Source organism: Arthrobacter sp. NPDC080082, from assembly GCF_040686595.1.
In the GTDB taxonomy this organism is placed as follows: Bacteria; Actinomycetota; Actinomycetes; order Actinomycetales; family Micrococcaceae; genus Arthrobacter.
Genome location: NZ_JBFBKQ010000001.1, coordinates 628987 through 648996, shown reverse-complemented (window position 1 = coordinate 648996; position 20010 = coordinate 628987). Strand labels below are relative to the sequence as shown.

Below are 20010 nucleotides of genomic sequence, written 5' to 3'. Positions count from 1 at the left end.
ATCACGGCGGGTCGACATAGCGGTCCCGCCGGACCGCCTCAGCGGGTCCCTAGCCGGTAAGTCCTCCTACTAGGCGCGGCGGACCATGCCCAGCAGCTCGTCATGCAGCGGCCGGTAGGCGAACCTCACGATCGCGTAGACCGCCCCGACCGCCACCACGACCACCAGCACCATGCAGGGCACGGACCCCAGTTCCGGAGCCAGGAGGTTTCCCAGCCCGGTCAGGGCCACCGCGGCGCCGCACACCAGGCCGGGGGCGATGGCGCCCAGCAGGGCCCGGGGCCGCAACTGGATGACCTTCGCCGCGACCACCTGCATTCCCACCGCGAACACCACGGCCACCACCAGCTGGGCCACCGCCACGCCCACGATGCCCCAGCGCGTGGAGAACAGCAGGACGGGCAGGAGGATCAGGAGGCGAACCAGGGACACCACGATCGAGAGCCCAGGCCGGCCCAAGGCCTTGTAGACATCATTGGCGCCCGCGCCGAGGGATCGGGCCGCGGCGTACAGGGCCAGGAAGACCAGCGGCAGCACGGCCTCGTCCCACTTGTCGCCGAACACCAGCGGCACCAGCACCGGCGCCACCACGGAGAGGCCCACCCCGGCGGTGACGCCGTAGAGGGACTGGATCCGCACGCTGGTCAGGTAGCCGGCACGGAGCCGTTCGGGTTCGCCGCGGACGCGGGCGTAGAGCGGGAAGAGGACGGTTGAGAGGACGAAGAAGACGTTGAGGATCACCACTTCCGGAAGCCGGAACGCCAGCGTGTAGTAGCCGAGGGCCTGGGCGCCCAGGATGATTCCGATGATCAGGTAGTCGATGTCGAAGATCAGCCGGGCGAGCAGGCTGCTGCCGGCCACGGGTGCGCCGTACTTGACGTTGGCCATCAGGGCGGCCTTGCTGATCCGCCAGATCTGCCAGGGTGCCTGCCTCCCGACCAGGTACCAGCACGTCGCCGCATACGCCACGGATCCGGCGGCGGTGCCCACCGCCAGCGACCAGGCACCGTGGCCGGTGAACGCCAGGGACAGGGTCACCGTCCCCATGGTGACGGCCTTCAGGACCGGGGCGGCGGTGAGCTTCTTGAAGTGCAGGTCCCGTCGCAGCAGTGCCTCGGGGACCGCGCCCAGCGACGTGGCCAGCACGGAGACGCCCAGGATCTGCACCAGGGGGACCACGTCAGGGAGCTGGAACAGGTCGGCGATGAGGGGCGCGGCGAGAAAGGCCGTGAGCCCCAGCAGGGAGCCCAGGATCGCGGAGATCATGAGCGCGGACCGGGCGATGATCCCGGTGCGGGGGAGGTATACCAGGGCCTGGGCGACGCCGGCGTCGGCAATAGTCTCCGCGTAGCCCATCAGGACCAGGGCCAGGGCCACCAGGCCGTATTCGTGCGGGGACAGCAGCCGGGCCAGGACCACGGTGGTGATCAGGACGATGATGCGGCCGCCGGCGAAGGCCAGGCCCTGCCACATCGCGCCGCGCACGCCGGTCCGGGCCAGTTCCCCCGGCGGGGCCTGCGTCATGCGGAGCTGCTCCGCGCCGGAAGCCCCGCCCCCGCGGAGCCGATGGCCGCGTGCAGTTCCGCCAGGTACTCCAGCGTTGCGGTCTGCCAGGAGCGGACCGATGCCGTGGTCTCGGGTCCTGCCGTCCCCGCGCCGCTCCCGCGGTTCGTGAGCGCCTCCACGACCCGCCGGGCGAAAGCCTCCGGGTCCCCGACGACGGTCAGCAGCGGGTGGGCTTCCTGCTCCCGGGCCGCCACGGGCGTTGCCACGACGGGCACACCGGCGGCCAGGGCCTCCCGCACCGAGTTGCGGATCCCGACGCCGTGTTCGTCCGGGAAGGCGGCCACGTCAGAGGCCCGGTAGACGTCCAGGACGGACGGCACGTTGCCGGCGACCTCCACCCGCGGGCCGGCCAGGGCCAGGACGGCGGGGTCCGGCCGGCGCCCGGCGAGAACAAAGGTGGCCCGCGGGACGCTTTCCCAAACCAGCGGGGCGATGGTCCGGACCAGGACCCGGGCGCTGTCGATGTTCGGGCCGTAGTTCAGGCTGCCGACGAAGCAGACCACGGGGTCCTCGCGCCGGGCGGCGGGCTGATCCGCCTGGTCGGCGCCGTTGGGGATGCTGCGGACAGGGCGGCCCAGGCTGGCGGACCACCGGGCGGCGTCCTTGGCTCCGACGGTGAGCAGGCGGGCCCGGGCGGGGAGCCGGCGTTCGGCGCGCAGGGCCAGGAATTCCCGGGCCCGGTAGGCGGCCTTCAGCCGGCCGGCGATGGCGGTGTCCATCTGCGTCCGGACGGACCAGGGGTCAACGGTCTGCAGCACCAGGGGACCGTGGACGTACCGGGAGAGGAACAGGGCGTGTGGGCCGTGGATGAGGGTGGCGTCGGCGCGGGCGGAGAGCGAGGCGGTCAGCTCCGTCGCCTCGCGCGTCGCCCGTTCCTGCCGGCCGGCACCGTTGAGGCCGCCCAGGGAGCGGATGAGGGCGGCCGCACGCGGGCGGGGGGTGAGCATCTGGACCTCCGCGCAGCGCTCGCGGATCTCCTCCGGCAGCCCGACCCGGCCCTCGAAGCTGAGCAGGGTCACGTCGACGTCGTCGGGCAGATTCCGCAGGATTTCGTACGGGATCATGGAGCTGCCATCCCCGTATACGGGGTCGCGGTTGGGCGCACTTTCTGTGATGTACAGAAGCCTCATTGCATGAGTGTACTTGACCCCACCTGCCGGTTATCGGGGGCCACAAGGCCCTGTTCACAGGGACAAGAAGGGTCTAAGTTTCCGCCTGCGAGATGCAGGGGTTCCATCGTCGTGGCCCGGCTGGTCATACTGGGAGAAAGGCATCGGACCCGGGAAGGGGTGCATCATGGTCGACGGCGGGAACCCGGCATTCCGGCGCCGGGTGGAACGGGCCGCCGAGCTGAGGTCCCTCCGGATCAGCGGCAGTTCGGTCGAGGAACAGGCCGAGTTGGACGCCGCCGAGGAGAACCTGAGGCGGAAGCGCGCCGCGGTGGACGACGCCGCCCGGGCCGAGTACCTGGTCCGGGACGCCATGGCGCAGGGGAAGTTCGACAATCTGAAGTACGCCGGCAAGCCGATTCCGGGCCTGGGCGAGGTGTACGACCCGGACTGGTGGGTCAAGGGGCTGCTGCAGCGTGAGGACCTCAGCGGACTGGGTCCGGCGGCGATCCTGCTGCGGACCGAGGATGCTGCGCTGGACGACCGGCTGGACCAGCAGGTGGCGGAATCCCAGGTGCGGGAGATCATCGCCGACTTCAACGCCCGGGTCATCGAGGCCCGGCGCCAGTTGCAGGGCGGTCCGCCGGTGATTACGAAGACCCGCGACGCCGACGTCGAGGTGGCCAGGTGGCGGGAGCGTCGTGCCGCGGCGGAGCCGGAGGTCCCGGCAACGGAGCCGGACCGCCGGCGCCCGTGGTGGCGCCGGCGGTCCGGGGGGTAGCGCCGGAGAGCTCGGCTAGAGGGTGCGGGGCGCCTTGGCCAGGTTCTCGCGCAGTTCCTCGGAGTTTTGGCGGCTGCCGTAGGCGGGGCGGTCGCGTTCCACGCGCCAGCTCTCGGAGAGCGGGCCGATGTTGACGGTGTCGAAACCGAACTCGTCGTACAGCCGGGTGACCAGTTCCGCGGCCTCCGGGTAGTCACTGGCGGTGGCCAGCGCCCGGCGGTTCTCGGTGCCGGCCGGGGTGCCGTCTGTGGTGATCTGGGTGTACATGATGTGGTTGAAGCCCTTGGCCACCTTGGACTGCGGCAGGAGGTCCTGCAGCATGCCGGAGGTGGTGGCCTCGCCATTATCCAGCGCGGCGATGCGGCCGTCGCGCTCCCAGTAGTAGTTGTTGGTGTCCACCACGATCTTCCCGGCCAGCGGTTCCGCCGGGATGTCGCCGATGTTCTTCAGCGGGACGGTGACGACGGCGAAGTCGCCTGCCGCGGCGGCTTCGGCGGCCGTGGCCGCGCGGGCCTTCGGGCCCAGTTCCGCGACGAGGTCGCCCAGCGTCTCGGGTCCGCGGGAGTTGCTGATGACGACGTCGTAGCCGAGTTCGACCGCCTTGCGGGCGACCTGGCTGCCAATGTGACCTGCACCGATGATTCCAATAGTTGTCATAGTGGGGGCAACGGCCCGGGGTCCCGGGATATTTCGTGGAGTGCGGGCCGTTCGCTCTGCGCGGAGCTTTCCGTGCCCGGACGAACGCCAGTGGCCTGACGGCCGGCGCGTCAGAGCCTCAGCCAGTCCTCGTTGAAGTCGGGGTGGTCGACGTAGGGCAGCGCCACCGCCCGCAGCGACCGTTCCATCCAGTCCAGTGACCGGGGCGCCCAGCCGCCGTCCCCGGAGCCCCCGTCAACCGATTCGGTGACCATGGCCGTCAGGGCGGATTGCCGGGCGGCCTCCACCACCTGGATCAGCCGCCGTTTGGCCTCGCACTCGAGCAGCAGCCGCTGTTCGTACCATTCGCCGGACTTGGAGAGGGTCCTGTCGGTCAGCAGCGATTTGGCCGCGGCCTCGTCCTCGCCGATCCGTTGGGACAGGAATTCAACGATGTCCACAGCTCCGAGGGTACGCCCGGGTACCACCGGCAGGCACGTGCCGGCGCCGGGATCCGTCTGCAGTTGGCCCCGGCCGGTGCAAGCGAAGCGGTGCCTAGCCCAGCAGGTCGTCCTCGTAGCACCAGCGCCACTCCTCGCCGGGTTCGGCGCTGCGCATCACGGGATGGCCGGTAGAGCGGTAGTGCTTCGTGGCGTGGGTGCCGGGGGAGGAATCGCAACAGGCGACGTTTCCGCACGCCAGGCACATCCTGAGGTGGACCGGCGTCGTGCCCTCCCGCCGGCATTCGGCGCAGAAGGGGTCCTCGGGGACCTCGCGGTCCGGGGCGGATTCCAGGTGCCCGCAGGCGCCGCCGGGCTGCGCGAGGCCCTCGCCGCCGCCGTCCCCGGCCGTGTCCAGCTCATCGAGGGAGATATCCAGCATCGATTCCTCGACGTCCAGCCGGTCCAGGACCTCGCTGAGCACCTCGTGGGCGTACTCCCCGCCGCGCCTAAGCTCCAGCACCTTGGCCCGTTCCGCCTCCAGCATGGCCAGGCGCAGCTCCGCATAGCGCTGGCTGGGGGTGGCGGCCTCGGAGGTGGGCCGGCCCAGGCGCTCCCACGCTGCCAGGCCGCGCTCCTGGGTGCGCCGCTTCAGCATCGCCATCACTTCGGGCGGGTCGTTGTCGGTGCGCAGTTCCTGCAACCGCTCCACACCCGCAGCCGTCGCCAGCTGCATCAGGGACGCCTGGTTGAGGGCGTCCTCGCGCCGGTCCGGGCCCTGTACCCGCAGCCACCGCACCAGCGGGGGCAACGTGAAGCCCTGCAGGGTCAGGGTGCCACCCACCACCACCAAGGCCGCGAGGATCAGCACGGAGCGGTGTTCCAGGTCTGCCGGCAGCACCAGCACCGCGGCGAGGGTCACCACGCCGCGCATGCCCGCCCAGGACACGATTGCGGCGAATTGCCAGGGCGGGGCAGGGTCCTTGCGCTTGATGCTGGGAATCAGCCGCGGCAGGTAGGTTGCGGGGAAGACCCAGACCGGCCGCAGCACCAGCACCGCCAGCAGGATCACGGCGCACCCGGCCCAGATCCGGCCCGCGCCGAGCGAATCGTCCTGGACGCCCTCGATGATGGTCCGGACCTGCAGCCCGATCAGCAGGAAGACGGAGTTCTCCAGCAGGAACTGCACGGTGTTCCAGTTGCTGCGCTGGCTGAGCCGGGCCGCGCCGTTGGGCATGGACGGCGCCTTCATCCCCATCACCAGTCCGGTGACGACGACGGCGAGGACCCCGGAGGCGTGGATGGCCTCGGCCGGCAGGTAGGCGACGAACGGGGCCATCAACGACGTCGAGGTGTTGATCGCGACGTTGCGGATCCGCTTGCGCAGCATGGTCAGCACGTAGGCCGCGGCCAGGCCCACCACCAGGCCGCCGCCCGCGGCGAGCACGAAGCCCCCCGCGATGCCGGCCGCCGAGACGGTTCCGGCGATGGCGGCGATGGCGCTGCGCAGGCAGACCAGGGCGGTGGCGTCGTTGACCAGTGACTCGCCCTCGAGGATGGTCACGATGCGGCGCGGCATGCCCACCTTGCGGGCGATCGCGGTGGCGGCCACGGCGTCCGGCGGGGCGACGACGGCGCCGAGGGCGATCGCCGCCGCGAGCGGGATTTCCGGGAACAGCCACCAGACCACCAGACCCACGGCGATGGTTCCGAAGATCACGTAGCCCACCGAGAGCAGGCCGATGGCGCGGCGGTTGGAACCGAAGTCGAACAGCGAGGTGCGCAGCGCCGCCGCGTAGAGCAGCGGCGGCAGCAGGCCCACCAGAACCATTTCGGGATTCAGCTCTATGTCCGGGACGAAGGGAATGAAGGATCCCGCGACGCCGGCCAGGACCAGCAGCAACGGGACGGAGATGTCCAGCTTCCGGCCCAGGGCGCTTCCGGCGCAGACAACCGCTACGAGCACCAGCAAACCGAGGGCTATGTCCATAGGCTCATTCTGTCAGGCGCTCACCGCGGCGCGGGCCGGTCCTCAGGCGGTGTTGCCCGCCGTGACGGACTCTTTGACACGACCGTGTTCTTCTGCCGGTTCCCCGGTCCGTTGGCGGTCCGCCGGAGCCGCCTCGTGCACCGGGTGGGGGAGGCCGTGGTGGCCGAAGGGGTTGAAGCGGCTGTGTGCCAGGCCGTCGAACTCGTAGGCGGTCTCGGCGTGCTCGGAGCGGTCGACACCGGCCACCTCGGCCTCGTGGCTGACCCGGAAACCGATCGTCTTTTGGATGGCCAGGCCGATGACCGCCGTCGCCAGTGCCGAGAGCAGCACGGTGATCAGCACGGCAACCGTCTGGGCGACCAGCTGCTGCAGTCCGCCGCCGTAGAACAGCCCGCCGCCCTGGCCGTCCACGGGCAGGGCGATGAAGCCCAGGGCCAGTGTGCCGATCAGGCCGCCGCCGAGGTGGACGCCGACGACGTCGAGCGAGTCATCGAAGCCGAAGCGGAATTTCAGGTCCACGAAGACGCAGCAGGCGGCGCCGGCCAGCAGGCCCAGGCCGACGGCGGCGAGCGGGCTGACGTTGGCGCACGACGGCGTGATGGCCACCAGGCCCGCGACGACGCCGGACGCGGCGCCGAGCGAGGTGGGGTGGCCGTGGCGGACCTTCTCGACGGCGAGCCAGCTGAGCATGGCGGCGGCCGGGGCGGCGAGGGTGTTGACCCAGATCAGGCCGGCCTGTTCCACGGTGGTGGCGGCGCCGGCGTTGAAGCCGAACCAGCCGAACCACAGGATACCGGCGCCCAGCATGATGAAGGGGATGTTGTGCGGGCGGTGCGAGGGGTCCTTCGCGAAACCGTGGCGGTTGCCGACGATCAGGACCATGACCAGGGCTGCGGTGCCGGAGGCGATCTCGACGACGGTGCCGCCGGCGAAGTCGATGACCTGGCCGAAGATCTTGCTGACGGCCCCGCCGGGGCTCATCAGCCCGCCGCCCCAGACCATGTACGCCAGCGGGCAGTAGACGGCGGTGACCCACACCGGGACGAAGAGGGCCCAGGCGGAGAATTTGGTGCGGTCGGCGATGGCCCCGCTGATGAGGGCGACGGTGATGATGGCGAAGGTGGCGCTGAAACCGGCCTTGATCAGGTCCGGGGAGCCGATCAGCCGGGAGAGACCAGCGTTGGCGAACGGGTCTCCGAAGATGCCCAGCACGCCCTGGCCGGTGGACATCGAGTAGCCCCAGAGGACCCAGACGACGCCGACGATGCCCGCCGAGATGAAGCTCATCATGATCATGTTCAAGGAGGCCTTGGCGCGGGTCATGCCGCCGTAGAACAGGCCCAGGGCCGGGGTCATGAGCAGCGCGAGGGCTGCAGAGATGATGATCCAGACGCTTCCCGCGGTGAGCTGCACCTGCGTGTCCCTTCGTCAACCGTCGTACCGGGACACTTCGCCGCCGGCCCCCAACCGGGTTTAATCCTCGCGTCGGAGTGTTTCAGGCAGTCGGGCTCTGCGTTGCGGGAAAGTTACAGGATTCGGGCTTTCGTGTCGGGGCGTTAACGGGCATGTTTCGGGGATGTTAACGAGGGCTCACGCGCGCCGATTCGACGGTTCCCTGCCGGCTCGACGTTTGGAAGCGTCGAAACTGCAGGGAACCGTCGAAACGGGTGCGACAAGAGGCAACCGGAGCGGGCGGCGCAGACTCAGAAGCGGGCGATCTCCGTCAGGTAGCCGTAATACTTGGAATCGACGGGCCGGAGCGGGTCGCCGGTGAAGCCGAAGTCCCGGTGCCGGTGGTTGTACGCCTCGATGTGGTCCAGGAATTGCTCGCCCACCTCGGCCCCGGAACCATGGCAGGCCCCGTCGCTGATGCAGAGGGCGACGGCGCCGGCCACGGCGGGGCTGGCGAAGCTGGTTCCGTGGTTGATTCCGTAGCCCCCGGGTGCTGTGGAGAGGACGCAGACCCCAGGCGCCGCCATTGTATGGCGGCGCTCCTTGGCGGCTACCGCGTAGTTGGAGAAGAAGGCCGGGGCGTCGTCCTTCTGGCCGAAGATGCCGAAGTCCACCGTCCCGCAGACGGTGCCTGCGAGTCCGCCCGGCTGTCCGTCAAAGTCGGCGATCGCGGTGGCCGTGAGGACCTCGTGGTAGCTGGCCGGAACGGTGCCGGCCAGGTTGGAGGACTCGTTCCCCGCGGCCACAGCGTAGGTGACGCCGGCGCGGATCGAGCGGCAGATGGCGTAGTGCATCGGGTCGGTGCCCTTGCCGCAGTTGGCCGTGTCAGAGCCGGGGCCGCCGATGCTGATGTTCGCCACGGAGATGTCGTTGGTCGGGTCATCATCGCGGCGGGTGGAGGTGACCCAGTCGATCGCGCAGATGAGGCTCGCCTCGGTGATGACGTCGTCGTCCGTCACTACCCGGACCGACCAGAGCGGGGTGCCGGGCGCCGTGCCGATGATTCCGAGGTTGTTGTTGCGGGCGCCGATGACGCCGGCCACGGCCGTGCCGTGGCCCAGCTTGTCGATGGGGGTGACTGTGACGGGCTGGCCCGAGGTGCAGTCGACGCCGCCGCGGACGTTCAGGTCCGGGTGGTTGCCGTCGATGCCGCTGTCGATCACGGCCACGTTCACGCCGGTGCCTTTGTCGCGGGCCGGGTTGGCCCGGGCCGATTCCTGGGCCTCCTCGGGGTCGCCGCCGATGCGCTGCCACCACGCCGGCGCCACCTGCGACCCGGCCGGTTTCGGTTCGTCCGGCTGGCCGAAGCGCCGGTCCGCGGTGACGAAGTCCACGCGCGGATCCTTGGCCACCTGGGCCGCCTGGGCTTGGGTCATGGTGCCGGCATAGCCGCTGACGGCGTTGCGGTAGACGGTGGCGGTGGTGACTCCGAAACTGCTCCGGTGCGCGGCCGCGATTGCCCCGGCGTCGCCGGTGCCGTCCTTGAGGACCACGATGAAGCTTTGAGTGGGTGCGGCCGCGGAGGCCGGGGAGCCGCCCAGAGTCGCCGCTCCGAGCGCGACGACGACGGCGGCGGCCGCTGCCCAGGGCCGGGAGCGGCGGGGGGGGCCCGGCGGGGCGGCCACGGACTCCTTCTGCGCCGACGGGAAAAGTGTGCGGACAAAAGTGAACATCGTGGCCTCCATTAAGCGACTGCGCTTCCGGGTGCCCCCCGTCCATATGGTAGGCCGGTGCCACCGAAAAATCAGGGGCCCTTTGGTCCTTGGCCGCCCCCATAAAGTGCCGGCCGCCGTCGGGCGCCGACGTAGTGCGCCGCGCCAACCAAGGGCGCCTCGGCCGCCCGCGCCGCGTCAGCCCTTGTAGCCCTCCACCTGGCTGACCGGGCGGGCCTCGGCCTCATCCGGGTTCTCCCCGTACTGCCGCTTCGCGCGCCGCTGCCGGAGCAGGTCCCAGCACTGGTCCAGGTCCTCCTCGAGCTGCTGGAGGCGGAGACGGTCCGGAGCGTGGTCGTGGTCCGGGCTGGACGCCTCGGCCTGCTCCCGGAGTCCGCGTTCCTCGTCCACCAAGGCGGTGATGCGCTGCAGAATGTCGCGTTCGTCCATGATTGCCTGCTTCCTGCGGTGAGCCCGCGGTTCCGGTGCCGGTTTGACCCCGCCAGCGTAGCCACCGCCCGCCCCTGCTGAATAGAGGGCTGGTCCAGAGGGCCGGTGTGCCGGGCGGCGACTCCGGGCGGCTTACACCCATCATATGATCAGCTTGCTTATTATTTTCGAAGTTCCTAGAGTGGGAAAGGCAAGCCACCAATCTTTCTGCGCGGGGCACCGCGGCCGGCAGGCCGCCAGCGACGCGCACCGCTTAGAGGAGGACGTATGTCGGAACACAACATCTCGGGCAAGAAGGTCGCTTTCCTGCTGACGGACGGCGTCGAGCAGGTCGAGCTGACCGGCCCCTGGAACGCGGTCAAGGAAGCCGGCGGCGAGCCCACCCTGGTGTCGCCGAAGAGCGGCACCCTGCAGGGCTACGACGGTACCGACAAGGGTGAGACGTTCACCGTGGACCTGACCGTCGACCAGGCCAACGCCGACGATTTCCACGCGCTGGTCATCCCCGGCGGCGTCGTCAACGCCGACCACCTCCGTGCCGACAAGGGAGCCCAGGCCTTCGCCCGCAGCTTCTTCGAACAGCACAAGCCGGTCGCCTCGATTTGCCACGGCCCGTGGCTGCTGATCGACGCCGGTGTGGCCAACGGCCGCAGCCTGACCTCGTACTACACGCTCGAAACCGACCTCAAGAACGCCGGCGCCAACTGGTCCGACGAGCAGGTCGTGGTCGACCAGGGCCTGGTCACCAGCCGGACCCCGGACGATCTCGAGGCTTTCAACGCGAAGCTGATCGAAGAGATCGCCGAGGGCGAGCACGCCGGCCAGACCGCCTAGCAGGCAGCCCCAGCCGCGCCGCAGGCCGCGTCCCCATTACGGTGGGAACGCGGCCTGCGGCGTTTGGACCCTGTGCAGCGCGACCTCGATCCGGCAGGATGTCACCCAGCGGGAACCGGTCCCTCCGCGGGGTCCGGCACCCGCGGGCAACTGACCAGCAACAGCACCAGACCAGCACCGGGAGGCCGGAACTATGACCACGCTGAACCCCTACCTTGGCTTTCGCGACACCGCCAGGGACGCCATGACGTTCTACCAGTCGGTCTTCGGCGGCGAGCTGACCATGAGTACCTTCGCCGACTTCCACGCCAGCGAGGACCCCGCCGAGCAGCACAAGATCATGCACGCCATGTTGACGGCGGACTCGGGCATGGTGCTGATGGGCGCGGACACGCCCAACAGCATGGACTACACGCCCGGCAACAACTTCTCCGTGTCCCTCAGCGGCGCCGACGAGGCCGAGCTGCGCGGCTACTGGGACAAGCTGTCTGACGGCGGATCGGTCACGGTCCCGCTTGACCGGGCGCCATGGGGCGACATGTTCGGGATGTGTAAGGACAGGTTCGGGGTGGACTGGCTGGTCAACATCGCCCCGCCCGCGACCTAGTCCGGCGTGGTGTCGGTCGTGAGGCCGCGGTCATCCGTCGTCTCGGCGTCGTCCTCTTCAGCGGGGCCGGGGACCTTGCGCGAGTCGGGGGTCCCGCCGCCGTCTTGCTGACCGTCCGTCCCAGGCTCGCCGGCGGACCGGCCGGCGGCGTTGCCTTCCTCGTCGCGGGGGACCGGATTGCTGCCCTCTTGCACTCCGTCGCTGACGATCTCTTCGGGCTCAACCGGCTTGTCGCTCACGTGTTCCTCCGATGACTCGCATTTTCCGATGACTCGCGCGGACCGGGGGCCCGGGCCGTCCTGCCACGCTACAGGGACCCGCCGCGGCGGTACAGGCCCGCGGCTGCCGTGACGTGGCTGTACCGGCGCGGCGCCGCGGGGACGGCCGGGCAGTAAGGCCGTGGTGCCCGGGGCCGTCCGGGGCTACAGTCCGGACATGAACCAGGATCCTGTGGAGACCAACCCTGCCCTCTACCGGGTGGTCTTCGAAAATGAGAGGGTCCGCGTCCTGGAATACGTCGATGCCCCGGGCGACAAGACCGTGGAGCACCGGCATCCGGACTCGGTGATGGTCACCCTCAGCAGTTTCCGGCGCCGCCTTACCGCCAACGGACGGGAGACCGCCGTCGAGCTCCCCGCCGGGCAGGCGCGGTGGCTTCCCGCCCAGTCCCACTCCGGTGAGAACATCGGGGCGAGCGCCACGCACGCCCTCTTCGTCGAACTCAAGGAACCGGCTCCGGCCCCGTCCACCGGCCCGGCCCCCCTCGGCCCGGCCTAGCCGCATCCACCGGGGGCGGGCGCCGCAACCGACCCGCCCGCGGCAAACCCCGATTCGACGGTTCTGCGCCGGATCGACGCTTCCGCGCGTCTTATGGGCAGGGAACCGTCGAAGCGGCGCCCAGCACCCGCTCAGGTGTAGTCAGTATGCTTACGGGACGCCGAAAGAAACGAGATACCCCATGAGCAGGCCCGTGCGCATCGAGGTTGAGGTGGCCGGGCACGTGGGCCACGTGTTCGCCTCCCGCAGGACCGCGGACACCGACGACGCCGGAACCGCCGGCAGCGGCATCGGAACCAAGGGCACCGCGGAGCCTGCGCCGGGAGCGCCCCCCGTCGTCCTGATCCACGGAATCGGCGCCTCCCACCGCTACCTAGAGCGGCTGCACCGGAACCTCGCCGCGACGGTGGACACCTACTCGATCGACCTGCCGGGCTTCGGGGCCACACCGGAACCGGACCACATCCTCAACGCCGCCGAACAGGCCACCTACATCATCGGCGCGCTGGAGCGGCTGGGAGTGCTGGACTTCGTCATCGTCGGGCACTCGATGGGCACCCAGTTCGCCACGGAGGTGGCCGTGCAGCAGCCGGCCCGGGTCCGGCACGTGGTCCTGATGGGGCCCGTGGTCAACGACCGCAGGCGCACCGTGGCCCGGCAAGCGCTGGCCCTGGGCCGGGACTGCCTGTTCTTCGAGAGCCCGTCCTCAAACGCCGTCGTCTTCACCGACTACCTGCGCTGCGGACCCGCGTGGTACCTGAAAAACCTCAGGGTGATGATGGACTACCGCCTGGAGGACCGGATTATGGACGTGTCCGCCCCGGTCCTGGTGCTCCGCGGCGAGCACGATCCGGTGGCGCCGCGGGACTGGTGCCACCGCCTGGTGGCCGGGGCCGCCGCCGGTGCGTTCCTCGAGATCGAGGGCACCGGACACGTGGTCCAGCACAATAAATCCGTCGAAGTGGCCGAGGCGATCCTCCGCTTCGCCGGTTGGACCGAAACCGTCAACGCCGCGGAGCCCGCCGCATGAGCAGTCCTCTCCGGGTCGCCGGCTGGTGGGCGCTGGACTACGTGTACGCCGTCGGCCGCCAACTGCGAAGCGCCGTCTCCCGGGTGAGCCCGGATGAATTCCTCAGCGGGACGGGCCGCCCCGTCCTCGTCATTCCCGGCATTTTCGAGGACTGGCGCTTCATGCTGCCGCTGATCCGGACCCTGCACGACGCCGGGCACCCGGTGCACGTGGTGACCGTGCTGCAGCGGAACCGGCTGGCCGTGCCGAAGGCCGCCGAACTGATCGCCGGATACCTGCGGGACCGGGACCTGACGGACACCCTGATCGTGGCGCACAGCAAGGGCGGCCTGATCGGCAAGTACGCCATGATGGCCCTGGACCCCGAGCGCCGGCTGGTCCGCATGGTGGCCGTGGCCTCGCCGTTCTCGGGCTCGCGCTACGCCGGGTATCTGTTGCTGCCGAGCCTCCGGGCGCTCTCCCCGCGCAGCGCCGTGACCCTCCAGCTCTCCCGCGAGCAGCGGGTCAACGAGCGGATCACCTCCATCTACGGGCTCTTTGACCCGCATATCCCGGAAGGCAGCGTCCTGCCAGGGGCGCGGAATATCCAGCTCGACACCGGCGGACACTTCCGCATCCTGGCCCATGAACAGGCCCTGAAGACCGTTCTCGAGGAGGCGGCCGCCCCGCCGGCCTAGCTGTCGAAGTGCGTCCGCGCCGGTCCCTGCCCGAGGGAATCGACGATGCTTGCCGCCACGGTGTGCAGCTTGACGTTGCGGGTGCTGGAGGCGGTCTTGAGCAGCTCGAATGCCTCCGCCTGGCTGCAGCGGTTCTGCGCCATGATGATGCCGACGGCGACGTCGATGCCCGTGCGGGTCTCCAGGGTCGCCTTGAGGTTGCTGGCCTTCTCGCTGTAGTGGGCGAACCGGACCGCGAGGCGCAGCGCCATGGAGGTCTGGTTCACGAAGCCGTGAGCCAGATCGCGGGCCCGCTCGTCGAAGCGGTGCGGGCGGCGCGAATACAGGTTGAGCGCGGCCCGGGTGTCGCCGTCTAGGAGGAACGGGACCGCCAGAATCGAGCGCATGCCGTGTTCCCGGATCCGCGCCGTGCACTGCGGCCACCGGTCGTCCGCTTCCAGGTCCTCGATGTGAACCGGGACCTGTTCGCGGGATGCCGTGACGCACGGGCCGTCGCTGAAGCCGTACTGGATCTCGTCCATGGCCTGCGCCGCAGCGCTGCTGCTGGCCACGGTGGCAGCCTTGCGTTCCCTGAGGAGGGTAATGCCGCAAAGTACCTCGTCACCGTCCTCGGAGAGGGTGCGTGCGGAGACCTTCGCCAATTCGCCGAGGAACTCTTCCATGTCAGCGCTGGTGAGCACGAATTGGTTCAGGTGTTGGCTGATCGAAGCCACAGATGAATCACTTGCCACTGTTTGATAATGCCGTTTCGCTCGAGGTGTCGATCCGGCAGCTGCGGCACCACGGCGAGCAAGTTCACGGTGGGAACGGTGGCAGGGCCGGACCAAATTCGTCCAACGGCCTTCTGCTAAACCGTACCGAGAAAAAGTATATACAGGACGCCGGACTCTTTTGGCGACGACAAATCCGGCCGGCCGCCGGCAGCGGACGGCGCCCCGACCGCTGACGGGAAATCCGCCAAACCGCATGACGGGTGCCGGTGCCGGTCGTAGTCTTAGGCCTAACTGGCAGGCACTCGGACGGACACCGCATGTCACAGCTTGAACTACGGGAGGCCGCCTCCCCGCCGTTGACCATCACCGACGCCGCGCGGCTGGCGCCCGACGCCGTCCTGGCCGCCCTCGGCTCCGGGCCGGACGGGCTGTCCCGGGCTGCGGCCGTGGAGCGGCTGGACGCGGTGGGTCCCAACGCGGTACGGACCCACGAGGCCAGTGCCTGGTCGGTGCTGGCGCGGCAGTTCCGCAGCCCCATCCTGATCCTGCTGCTGATCACCGCCGGGCTCTCGCTCTTCCTGGGCGACGCCACCAACTCCCTGGTGATCGGCGTGATCCTCCTGGTCAGCGTCGGCCTGGGGTTCAGCAACGAATTCCGCGCCGAACGGGCCGCCGAGGCCCTGCACTCCCGCGTCACCCACACCGCCGTCGTGGTCCGGGAGGGGGCGGCCGCGGAGCTGGACGTTACCGCCCTGGTCCCGGGCGACGTCGTCCGGCTGGGCCTGGGCGCCATCATCCCGGCGGACCTCCGCCTCCTCGCCGCCAAGGACCTGCTCTGCGACGAGAGCATCCTCACCGGCGAGTCCCTGCCGGTGGCCAAGACGCCCGCGCCGGTGACGGAGAAGGCCTCCCTGGGCGACCTGACCTCCTGCCTCTTCATGGGGACCGTTATCCAGTCCGGCAGCTGCACCGGGGTGGTGGTCGCCACCGGCGGACGGGCCGAGTTCGGCCGGATCGCCCTGGGACTGGGGGAGCGGCAGCCGCAGACGGAATTCCAGCTGGGACTCAAACGCTTCTCCTTCCTGTTGCTGCAGGTCGCGATCGGGCTGACCACCCTGATCTTCGCCGCCAACCTGCTCCTGCAGAGGCCGGTGATCGAGTCGCTGCTGTTCTCCCTGGCGATCGCCGTAGGCATCACCCCGCAGCTGCTGCCCGCCGTCGTCAGCACCAGCCTGGCCACCGGTACCCGGCAGCTGGCCCGCCGCCGCGTGCTGGTTAAGCGGCTGGTCTGCATCGAGGACCTCGGCGACATGGACATCCTGGTCACGGACAAGACCGGGACCCTGACCGAGGGCCGGATCACCTTCACCGCCGCACTGCCCGTGGCCGCCGGGCCGGACCCCGGGGAGCTGTTCACCCTCGGCCTGCTGGCCACGGAGGCGGACTACACCGCGGCGAAGGCCTCGGTGATCGGCCAGAACCCGCTGGACGCCGCGCTCTGGGAGTCCCCGCAGGCCGCCGGCTTCACCCCGGCCGGCCACGAACGGCTGGACATCATCGGTTTCGACCACGTCCGGCGCCGCACCTCGGTGCTGGTCCGCGACGGCGCCGGCACGCCGCGGATCATCACAAAGGGATCCCCGGAGGACGTCCTGGCTCTCTGCGGACCCGTCACGGCCGAGGTGCAGGCGCTCCTGGACGCAGAGTTCGACGCCGGGTCCCGCGTCGTGGCGGTGGCCACCCGGGAGGCGCCCGGGCTGGCAGACCTCACCCCCGCCGACGAAACCGGGCTGGGGCTGGCCGGCTTCCTGGTCTTCCTCGACCCGCCCAAGGCCAACGCCCGCGAATCGCTGGACCGGCTGGAGGCACTCGGCATCACGGTCAAGATCGCCACCGGGGACAACGCGAAGGTGGCCGAGCGGGTCTGCGACGAACTCGGCGTGCTCTCCGGCGGCACCATCACCGGCGCCGAGGCCGAGGCCATGTCCGACCCGGAGTTGAGCGCCGCCGCCCGCGAGGCCAGCATCTTCGCCCGCGTCTCGCCCGAGCAGAAGGCCCGGATCATCCGGCTGCTGCGCCAGAGCGGCGGGGCCGTGGGATTCATGGGTGACGGCGTCAACGACGCGCTCGCGCTGCACCAGGCGGACATCGGCATCTCCGTGGACAGTGCCACCGACGTGGCCAAGGACGCCGCCGACGTCGTGCTCCTGGACAAGGACCTGGGCGTCCTGGCCGACGGCGTGATGGAGGGCCGCAGGATCTTCGCCAACACCATCAAGTACGTGCTGATGGGGACCTCCAGCAACTTCGGCAACATGTTCAGTGCCGCGACGGCCTCGGTGGTGTTGAGCTTCCTGCCGATGCTTCCGGGACAGATCCTGCTCAACAACCTGCTCTACGACACCGGCCAACTGGCCATCCCGGGGGACCGGGTGGACCGCGAGCAGCTGCTGGCCCCGGCGCACTGGAACATCGGCTTCATCCGGCGCTTCATGTTCCTCTTTGGCCCGATCAGCTCCCTCTTCGACTTCGCGACCTTCGCCCTGATGCTGTTCGTCTTCAACGCCGCCCCGGGGGAGTTCAGGGCCGGCTGGTTCATCGAGTCGATCGCCACGCAGACGCTGATCATCTTCGCCATCCGCACCCGACGGGTTCCCTTCCTCCGCAGCCGGCCCTCCATGGGACTGCTCGGCGCGTCCCTCGGCGTCGTGGCCCTGGGCATCTTCCTGCCGCTGTCCCCGCTGGCCGGGCTGCTGGGATTCGACCCGCTGCCGGTGCCCTTCTTCCTGGCGCTGCTGGGCATGACCGTGGTGTACCTGGTGCTGGTGGAACTGGCGAAGCAGTGGTTCTTCGCCCTGACCGCCCAGCAGCCCCCGGCGCCGGTCCTGCCCCGCGTCCGGCGCCGCGGCCGGGACCACCGCATGGCCCGCCGCGCAGCCCGCTTCAGCACCCCCGGGGCGGCCCGCCGGGGCCCGCTGGAACCGCGCCGCGGCAGGGCAAACCGGCGCAAACGAAACCGGGTCCAAGGGCCCTCACGCCCCCGAAAGCCGTGAACGATAGTGAGATGAAGCGGCCCGGCCGGGCATCCACCGCCCCCGCGGCCCGCTCCGCCGGCATCGCCCGGCGGCCGCACGCCTGATCGGAAAGCCGGGACCATGAGCATTTTTGAAGACCGGGTCGACGCCGGGCGGCAGCTGGGGAGGCGCCTCTGGGACCTGCGGGGCAAGGAAATCGTGGTGCTGGGACTTCCCCGCGGCGGCGTGCCCGTGGCGGCGGAGGTGGCCGCGGCCCTGGACGCCCCGCTGGATGTGATCGTGGTCCGGAAACTGGGCCTGCCCTACCAGCCGGAACTGGCCATGGGAGCGATCGGGGAGGGCGGGGCCCGGGTCCTCGAAGAACACGTCCTGGCCCAGTCCCGGGTGGGCGAGGACGAGCTCCTTGCCGTCGAGGACCGCGAGCGTGCGGTCCTGGAGAACCGGGTGGCCCGCTTCCGCAAGGGCCGGCGCCGCCAGGACCTGACCGGCCGGATCGCCGTGATCGTCGACGACGGGATCGCCACCGGCTCCACGGCACGGGTCGCCTGCAAAATCGCCCGCCAGCTGGGCGCCGCCCGGGTGGTCCTGGCCGTCCCGGTGGCGCCCGCGGACACGCTCGCCCGGCTGGTGGAGCCCGACGAGGTGATCTGCCTGGCCACCCCGCGCCAATTCACCGCCGTCGGCTACCACTACCGGGACTTCTCACCCACCGAGGATGACGAGGTGGTCCAGCTCCTCGACGCCGCAGCCCGCCGGCTCCACGACGCCCCGTCTTATCAGGGCACGGGCACGGCCGCGGCACCGGAACCGGCGGAGGTCGAGGAAGAGGTAGAGATCCCGGCCCACGGCGTGCGGCTGGCGGGACAGCTGCACCTTCCGGTCCCGGCGCGCGCCGTCGTCGTCTTCGCGCACGGCAGCGGCAGCAGCCGGCACAGCCCCCGGAACCGCTTCGTGGCCGGGGTGCTGCAGCACGCCGGGCTGGGGACCCTGCTGCTGGACCTGCTGACCCCGGCCGAGGAACGCGACCGGGCGAACGTCTTCGACATCCAGCTGCTCGCCCGCAGGCTTACGGCCGCCACGGAATGGCTGGGTACCCGGGAGGACACCGCAGTGTGCGATGTGGGCTACTTCGGGGCCAGCACCGGCGCGGCGGCGGCGCTGTGGTCCGCCTCCGAACCCTTCGCCCGCGTCACGGCCGTGGTCTCCCGCGGCGGCCGGCCGGACCTGGCCGGCCCGCGGCTCGCCGCCGTGCGCGCCCCGACGCTGCTGATCGTGGGCGGCCTGGACACCGAGGTCCTGGAACTGAACCGCCAGGCCAAGGCCCAGCTGCGTTGCCCGAACCAGCTGGCCGTGGTCCAGGGGGCCACGCACCTCTTCGAGGAACCCGGAACCCTTGCCGCCGCGGCCATCCTGGCCAGAGACTGGTTTGGCAAGCACCTCGCCCCCGCCAGGGCCGCCACCGTCAAGGAGTGATGCATGCAGTACACCTACACCGCCGTCGTGCCGGCCAGCTGGGAAGAAGCAGTGGCGAGGACCAAGGCGGCGCTCGCCGCCCAGGGCTTCGGGGTGCTGTCCGAGATCAACGTCCGCGACACCTTCGCGGCAAAACTGGGGGAGGACGCCGCGTCGGCCGTGGGCGACTATGTGATCCTGGGTGCCTGCAACCCGCACCTGGCCAGCAAGGCGCTCGCCGCCGAACCGGAGCTCGGCGCCCTGCTTCCGTGCAACGTGGTGGTCCGCCGCGGGGCGGGGGATCCGGCCACGACGGTCCAGGCGATCGACCCGCAGACCATGGTGCAGCTCAGCGACAGCGATGCGGTGCGTGAGGTGGCGGACGACGCCGGCACCCGGCTCCGTGCAGCCCTCGACGAACTGGTGCAGGGCTCCGACGCCGGCTCATAGGACCGGGGCCGGGCCGGAGTCCCTGCCTGGAAACCGCTACTCGGCGTGCCCTTGGTCCCGGCTCATCTGGCCCTCCGCCGGGGGAGTCTCGCCGGGCGGAACGCCGCCGCCGGGCTCCAGCCCGGTGATGTTTCCCTCCAGCGGGTCCGGGTTCGGGGACGCCGCGGCATCGGGCTGGCCGTCGCCGCGGGCCGCGGCATGCCGGGCCTTCAGCGCCTCCGCGGCCTCCGGGTCCGCCGAGCCGCCGCCGGGCTTGGGCGGGTCCGGGTTGGCCGGGTCATTTTCGGGGTGGTAGCTGCTCATGGTGGTGCCTTCCGTCGGGCCTGCTCAGGACGCTTTGATAAGCATGCTGACTATCC

Annotated in this window: 20 protein-coding genes; 9 read left to right on the top strand and 11 right to left on the bottom strand. The window is 70.3% G+C overall.

Going from position 1 to position 20010, the window contains the following annotated elements; translation table 11 throughout:
- Positions 1–69: 69 nt before the first annotated feature.
- Positions 70–1524 carry a lipopolysaccharide biosynthesis protein gene (locus AB0O44_RS03035; protein ID WP_364134002.1) on the bottom strand — a complete coding sequence of 485 codons (1455 nt, stop codon included), beginning with the start codon at positions 1522–1524 and terminating at the stop codon, positions 70–72.
- Positions 1521–2696 carry a glycosyltransferase gene (locus AB0O44_RS03030; protein WP_364133999.1) on the bottom strand — a complete coding sequence of 392 codons (1176 nt, stop codon included), beginning with the start codon at positions 2694–2696 and terminating at the stop codon, positions 1521–1523. Before AB0O44_RS03030 ends, AB0O44_RS03035 begins: the two co-directional genes overlap by 4 nt.
- A 166-nt stretch (positions 2697–2862) precedes the next feature.
- Here AB0O44_RS03030 and AB0O44_RS03025 point away from each other — a divergent pair, with 166 nt between their 5' ends.
- Entirely contained in the window at positions 2863–3456 is a 594-nt protein-coding gene (locus AB0O44_RS03025; RefSeq protein ID WP_290256220.1) for a DUF1992 domain-containing protein, read from the top strand.
- 15 nt (positions 3457–3471) lie between these two features.
- On the opposite strand, the gene AB0O44_RS03020 is transcribed toward AB0O44_RS03025, so the two are convergent.
- From AB0O44_RS03020 to AB0O44_RS02995, 6 genes are all read right to left on the bottom strand, one after another.
- The gene (locus AB0O44_RS03020) at positions 3472–4113 is read right to left on the bottom strand and encodes an NAD(P)-binding domain-containing protein (RefSeq protein ID WP_364133995.1); all 642 of its coding nucleotides are present in this window, start codon (positions 4111–4113) and stop codon (positions 3472–3474) included.
- Between the two features lie 110 nt (positions 4114–4223).
- Complete coding sequence (locus tag AB0O44_RS03015; protein ID WP_290256218.1) at positions 4224–4553, bottom strand: DUF6221 family protein; 330 nt, start codon at positions 4551–4553, stop codon at positions 4224–4226.
- Between the two features lie 94 nt (positions 4554–4647).
- Positions 4648–6522, bottom strand: a complete 1875-nt coding sequence (locus AB0O44_RS03010) for a Na+/H+ antiporter (protein WP_290256217.1) — start codon at positions 6520–6522, stop codon at positions 4648–4650.
- 42 nt (positions 6523–6564) lie between these two features.
- Positions 6565–7935: an ammonium transporter gene (locus AB0O44_RS03005; RefSeq protein ID WP_364133991.1), complete on the bottom strand. Its 1371-nt coding sequence runs from the start codon at positions 7933–7935 to the stop codon at positions 6565–6567.
- Between the two features lie 290 nt (positions 7936–8225).
- Positions 8226–9647 carry a S8 family serine peptidase gene (locus AB0O44_RS03000; protein ID WP_364133988.1) on the bottom strand — a complete coding sequence of 474 codons (1422 nt, stop codon included), beginning with the start codon at positions 9645–9647 and terminating at the stop codon, positions 8226–8228.
- A gap of 177 nt (positions 9648–9824) precedes the next feature.
- Positions 9825–10076, bottom strand: coding sequence for a DUF2630 family protein (locus AB0O44_RS02995; RefSeq protein WP_290256214.1), 252 nt, complete (start codon positions 10074–10076; stop codon positions 9825–9827).
- Between the two features lie 267 nt (positions 10077–10343).
- On the opposite strand from AB0O44_RS02995, the gene AB0O44_RS02990 reads away from it, so the two are divergent.
- Together AB0O44_RS02990 and AB0O44_RS02985 are read left to right on the top strand one after the other, a co-directional pair.
- Positions 10344–10910 (top strand): type 1 glutamine amidotransferase domain-containing protein, encoded by a 567-nt coding sequence (locus AB0O44_RS02990; protein ID WP_364133985.1) that lies wholly within the window; start codon positions 10344–10346, stop codon positions 10908–10910.
- Positions 10911–11103: 193 nt separating this feature from the next.
- Positions 11104–11517 carry a VOC family protein gene (locus AB0O44_RS02985; RefSeq protein WP_364133982.1) on the top strand — a complete coding sequence of 138 codons (414 nt, stop codon included), beginning with the start codon at positions 11104–11106 and terminating at the stop codon, positions 11515–11517.
- On the opposite strand, the gene AB0O44_RS02980 is transcribed toward AB0O44_RS02985, so the two are convergent.
- The gene (locus AB0O44_RS02980) at positions 11514–11756 is read right to left on the bottom strand and encodes a hypothetical protein (protein ID WP_364133979.1); all 243 of its coding nucleotides are present in this window, start codon (positions 11754–11756) and stop codon (positions 11514–11516) included. The genes AB0O44_RS02985 and AB0O44_RS02980 overlap by 4 nt on opposite strands.
- Positions 11757–11952: 196 nt before the next feature.
- Between AB0O44_RS02980 and AB0O44_RS02975 the strand changes: the two genes are divergently transcribed.
- The 3 genes from AB0O44_RS02975 to AB0O44_RS02965 all read left to right on the top strand — a co-directional run bounded on the left by AB0O44_RS02975 (position 11953) and on the right by AB0O44_RS02965 (position 14001).
- A complete protein-coding gene (locus tag AB0O44_RS02975; protein ID WP_364133976.1) occupies positions 11953–12294 on the top strand; it encodes a cytoplasmic protein in 342 nt (113 codons plus the stop codon).
- Positions 12295–12475: 181 nt separating this feature from the next.
- Entirely contained in the window at positions 12476–13324 is an 849-nt protein-coding gene (locus AB0O44_RS02970; RefSeq protein ID WP_364133973.1) for an alpha/beta hydrolase, read from the top strand.
- Positions 13321–14001 (top strand): alpha/beta hydrolase, encoded by a 681-nt coding sequence (locus AB0O44_RS02965; protein WP_364133970.1) that lies wholly within the window; start codon positions 13321–13323, stop codon positions 13999–14001. Before AB0O44_RS02970 ends, AB0O44_RS02965 begins: the two co-directional genes overlap by 4 nt.
- Here AB0O44_RS02965 and AB0O44_RS02960 read toward each other — a convergent pair.
- Positions 13998–14732, bottom strand: coding sequence for a GAF and ANTAR domain-containing protein (locus AB0O44_RS02960; protein ID WP_364133967.1), 735 nt, complete (start codon positions 14730–14732; stop codon positions 13998–14000). The genes AB0O44_RS02965 and AB0O44_RS02960 overlap by 4 nt on opposite strands.
- A 299-nt stretch (positions 14733–15031) precedes the next feature.
- On the opposite strand from AB0O44_RS02960, the gene mgtA reads away from it, so the two are divergent.
- The 3 genes from mgtA to AB0O44_RS02945 all read left to right on the top strand — a co-directional run bounded on the left by mgtA (position 15032) and on the right by AB0O44_RS02945 (position 19651).
- Entirely contained in the window at positions 15032–17767 is a 2736-nt protein-coding gene (gene mgtA / locus AB0O44_RS02955) for a magnesium-translocating P-type ATPase (protein WP_364133964.1), read from the top strand.
- Between the two features lie 102 nt (positions 17768–17869).
- Positions 17870–19222 carry a phosphoribosyltransferase family protein gene (locus AB0O44_RS02950; RefSeq protein WP_364133961.1) on the top strand — a complete coding sequence of 451 codons (1353 nt, stop codon included), beginning with the start codon at positions 17870–17872 and terminating at the stop codon, positions 19220–19222.
- A 3-nt stretch (positions 19223–19225) separates the two neighbouring features.
- The gene (locus tag AB0O44_RS02945; RefSeq protein ID WP_364133958.1) at positions 19226–19651 is read left to right on the top strand and encodes a DUF302 domain-containing protein; all 426 of its coding nucleotides are present in this window, start codon (positions 19226–19228) and stop codon (positions 19649–19651) included.
- A gap of 36 nt (positions 19652–19687) precedes the next feature.
- Here the strand turns inward: AB0O44_RS02945 and AB0O44_RS02940 are convergent, their stop codons facing one another.
- Positions 19688–19954, bottom strand: a complete 267-nt coding sequence (locus AB0O44_RS02940; protein WP_290256203.1) for a DUF6480 family protein — start codon at positions 19952–19954, stop codon at positions 19688–19690.
- Positions 19955–20010 lie beyond the last annotated feature (56 nt).

Coding starts and splice junctions, on each gene's coding strand:
- AB0O44_RS03035 (WP_364134002.1), bottom strand. CDS start 1,524: ATGACGCAGGCCCCGCCGGGGGAACTGGCCCGGACCGGCGTGCGCGGC.
- AB0O44_RS03030 (WP_364133999.1), bottom strand. CDS start 2,696: ATGAGGCTTCTGTACATCACAGAAAGTGCGCCCAACCGCGACCCCGTA.
- AB0O44_RS03025 (WP_290256220.1), top strand. CDS start 2,863: ATGGTCGACGGCGGGAACCCGGCATTCCGGCGCCGGGTGGAACGGGCC.
- AB0O44_RS03020 (WP_364133995.1), bottom strand. CDS start 4,113: ATGACAACTATTGGAATCATCGGTGCAGGTCACATTGGCAGCCAGGTC.
- AB0O44_RS03010 (WP_290256217.1), bottom strand. CDS start 6,522: ATGGACATAGCCCTCGGTTTGCTGGTGCTCGTAGCGGTTGTCTGCGCC.
- AB0O44_RS03000 (WP_364133988.1), bottom strand. CDS start 9,647: ATGTTCACTTTTGTCCGCACACTTTTCCCGTCGGCGCAGAAGGAGTCC.
- AB0O44_RS02995 (WP_290256214.1), bottom strand. CDS start 10,076: ATGGACGAACGCGACATTCTGCAGCGCATCACCGCCTTGGTGGACGAG.
- AB0O44_RS02990 (WP_364133985.1), top strand. CDS start 10,344: ATGTCGGAACACAACATCTCGGGCAAGAAGGTCGCTTTCCTGCTGACG.
- AB0O44_RS02985 (WP_364133982.1), top strand. CDS start 11,104: ATGACCACGCTGAACCCCTACCTTGGCTTTCGCGACACCGCCAGGGAC.
- AB0O44_RS02975 (WP_364133976.1), top strand. CDS start 11,953: ATGAACCAGGATCCTGTGGAGACCAACCCTGCCCTCTACCGGGTGGTC.
- AB0O44_RS02970 (WP_364133973.1), top strand. CDS start 12,476: ATGAGCAGGCCCGTGCGCATCGAGGTTGAGGTGGCCGGGCACGTGGGC.
- AB0O44_RS02965 (WP_364133970.1), top strand. CDS start 13,321: ATGAGCAGTCCTCTCCGGGTCGCCGGCTGGTGGGCGCTGGACTACGTG.
- mgtA (WP_364133964.1), top strand. CDS start 15,032: ATGTCACAGCTTGAACTACGGGAGGCCGCCTCCCCGCCGTTGACCATC.
- AB0O44_RS02950 (WP_364133961.1), top strand. CDS start 17,870: ATGAGCATTTTTGAAGACCGGGTCGACGCCGGGCGGCAGCTGGGGAGG.
- AB0O44_RS02945 (WP_364133958.1), top strand. CDS start 19,226: ATGCAGTACACCTACACCGCCGTCGTGCCGGCCAGCTGGGAAGAAGCA.
- AB0O44_RS02940 (WP_290256203.1), bottom strand. CDS start 19,954: ATGAGCAGCTACCACCCCGAAAATGACCCGGCCAACCCGGACCCGCCC.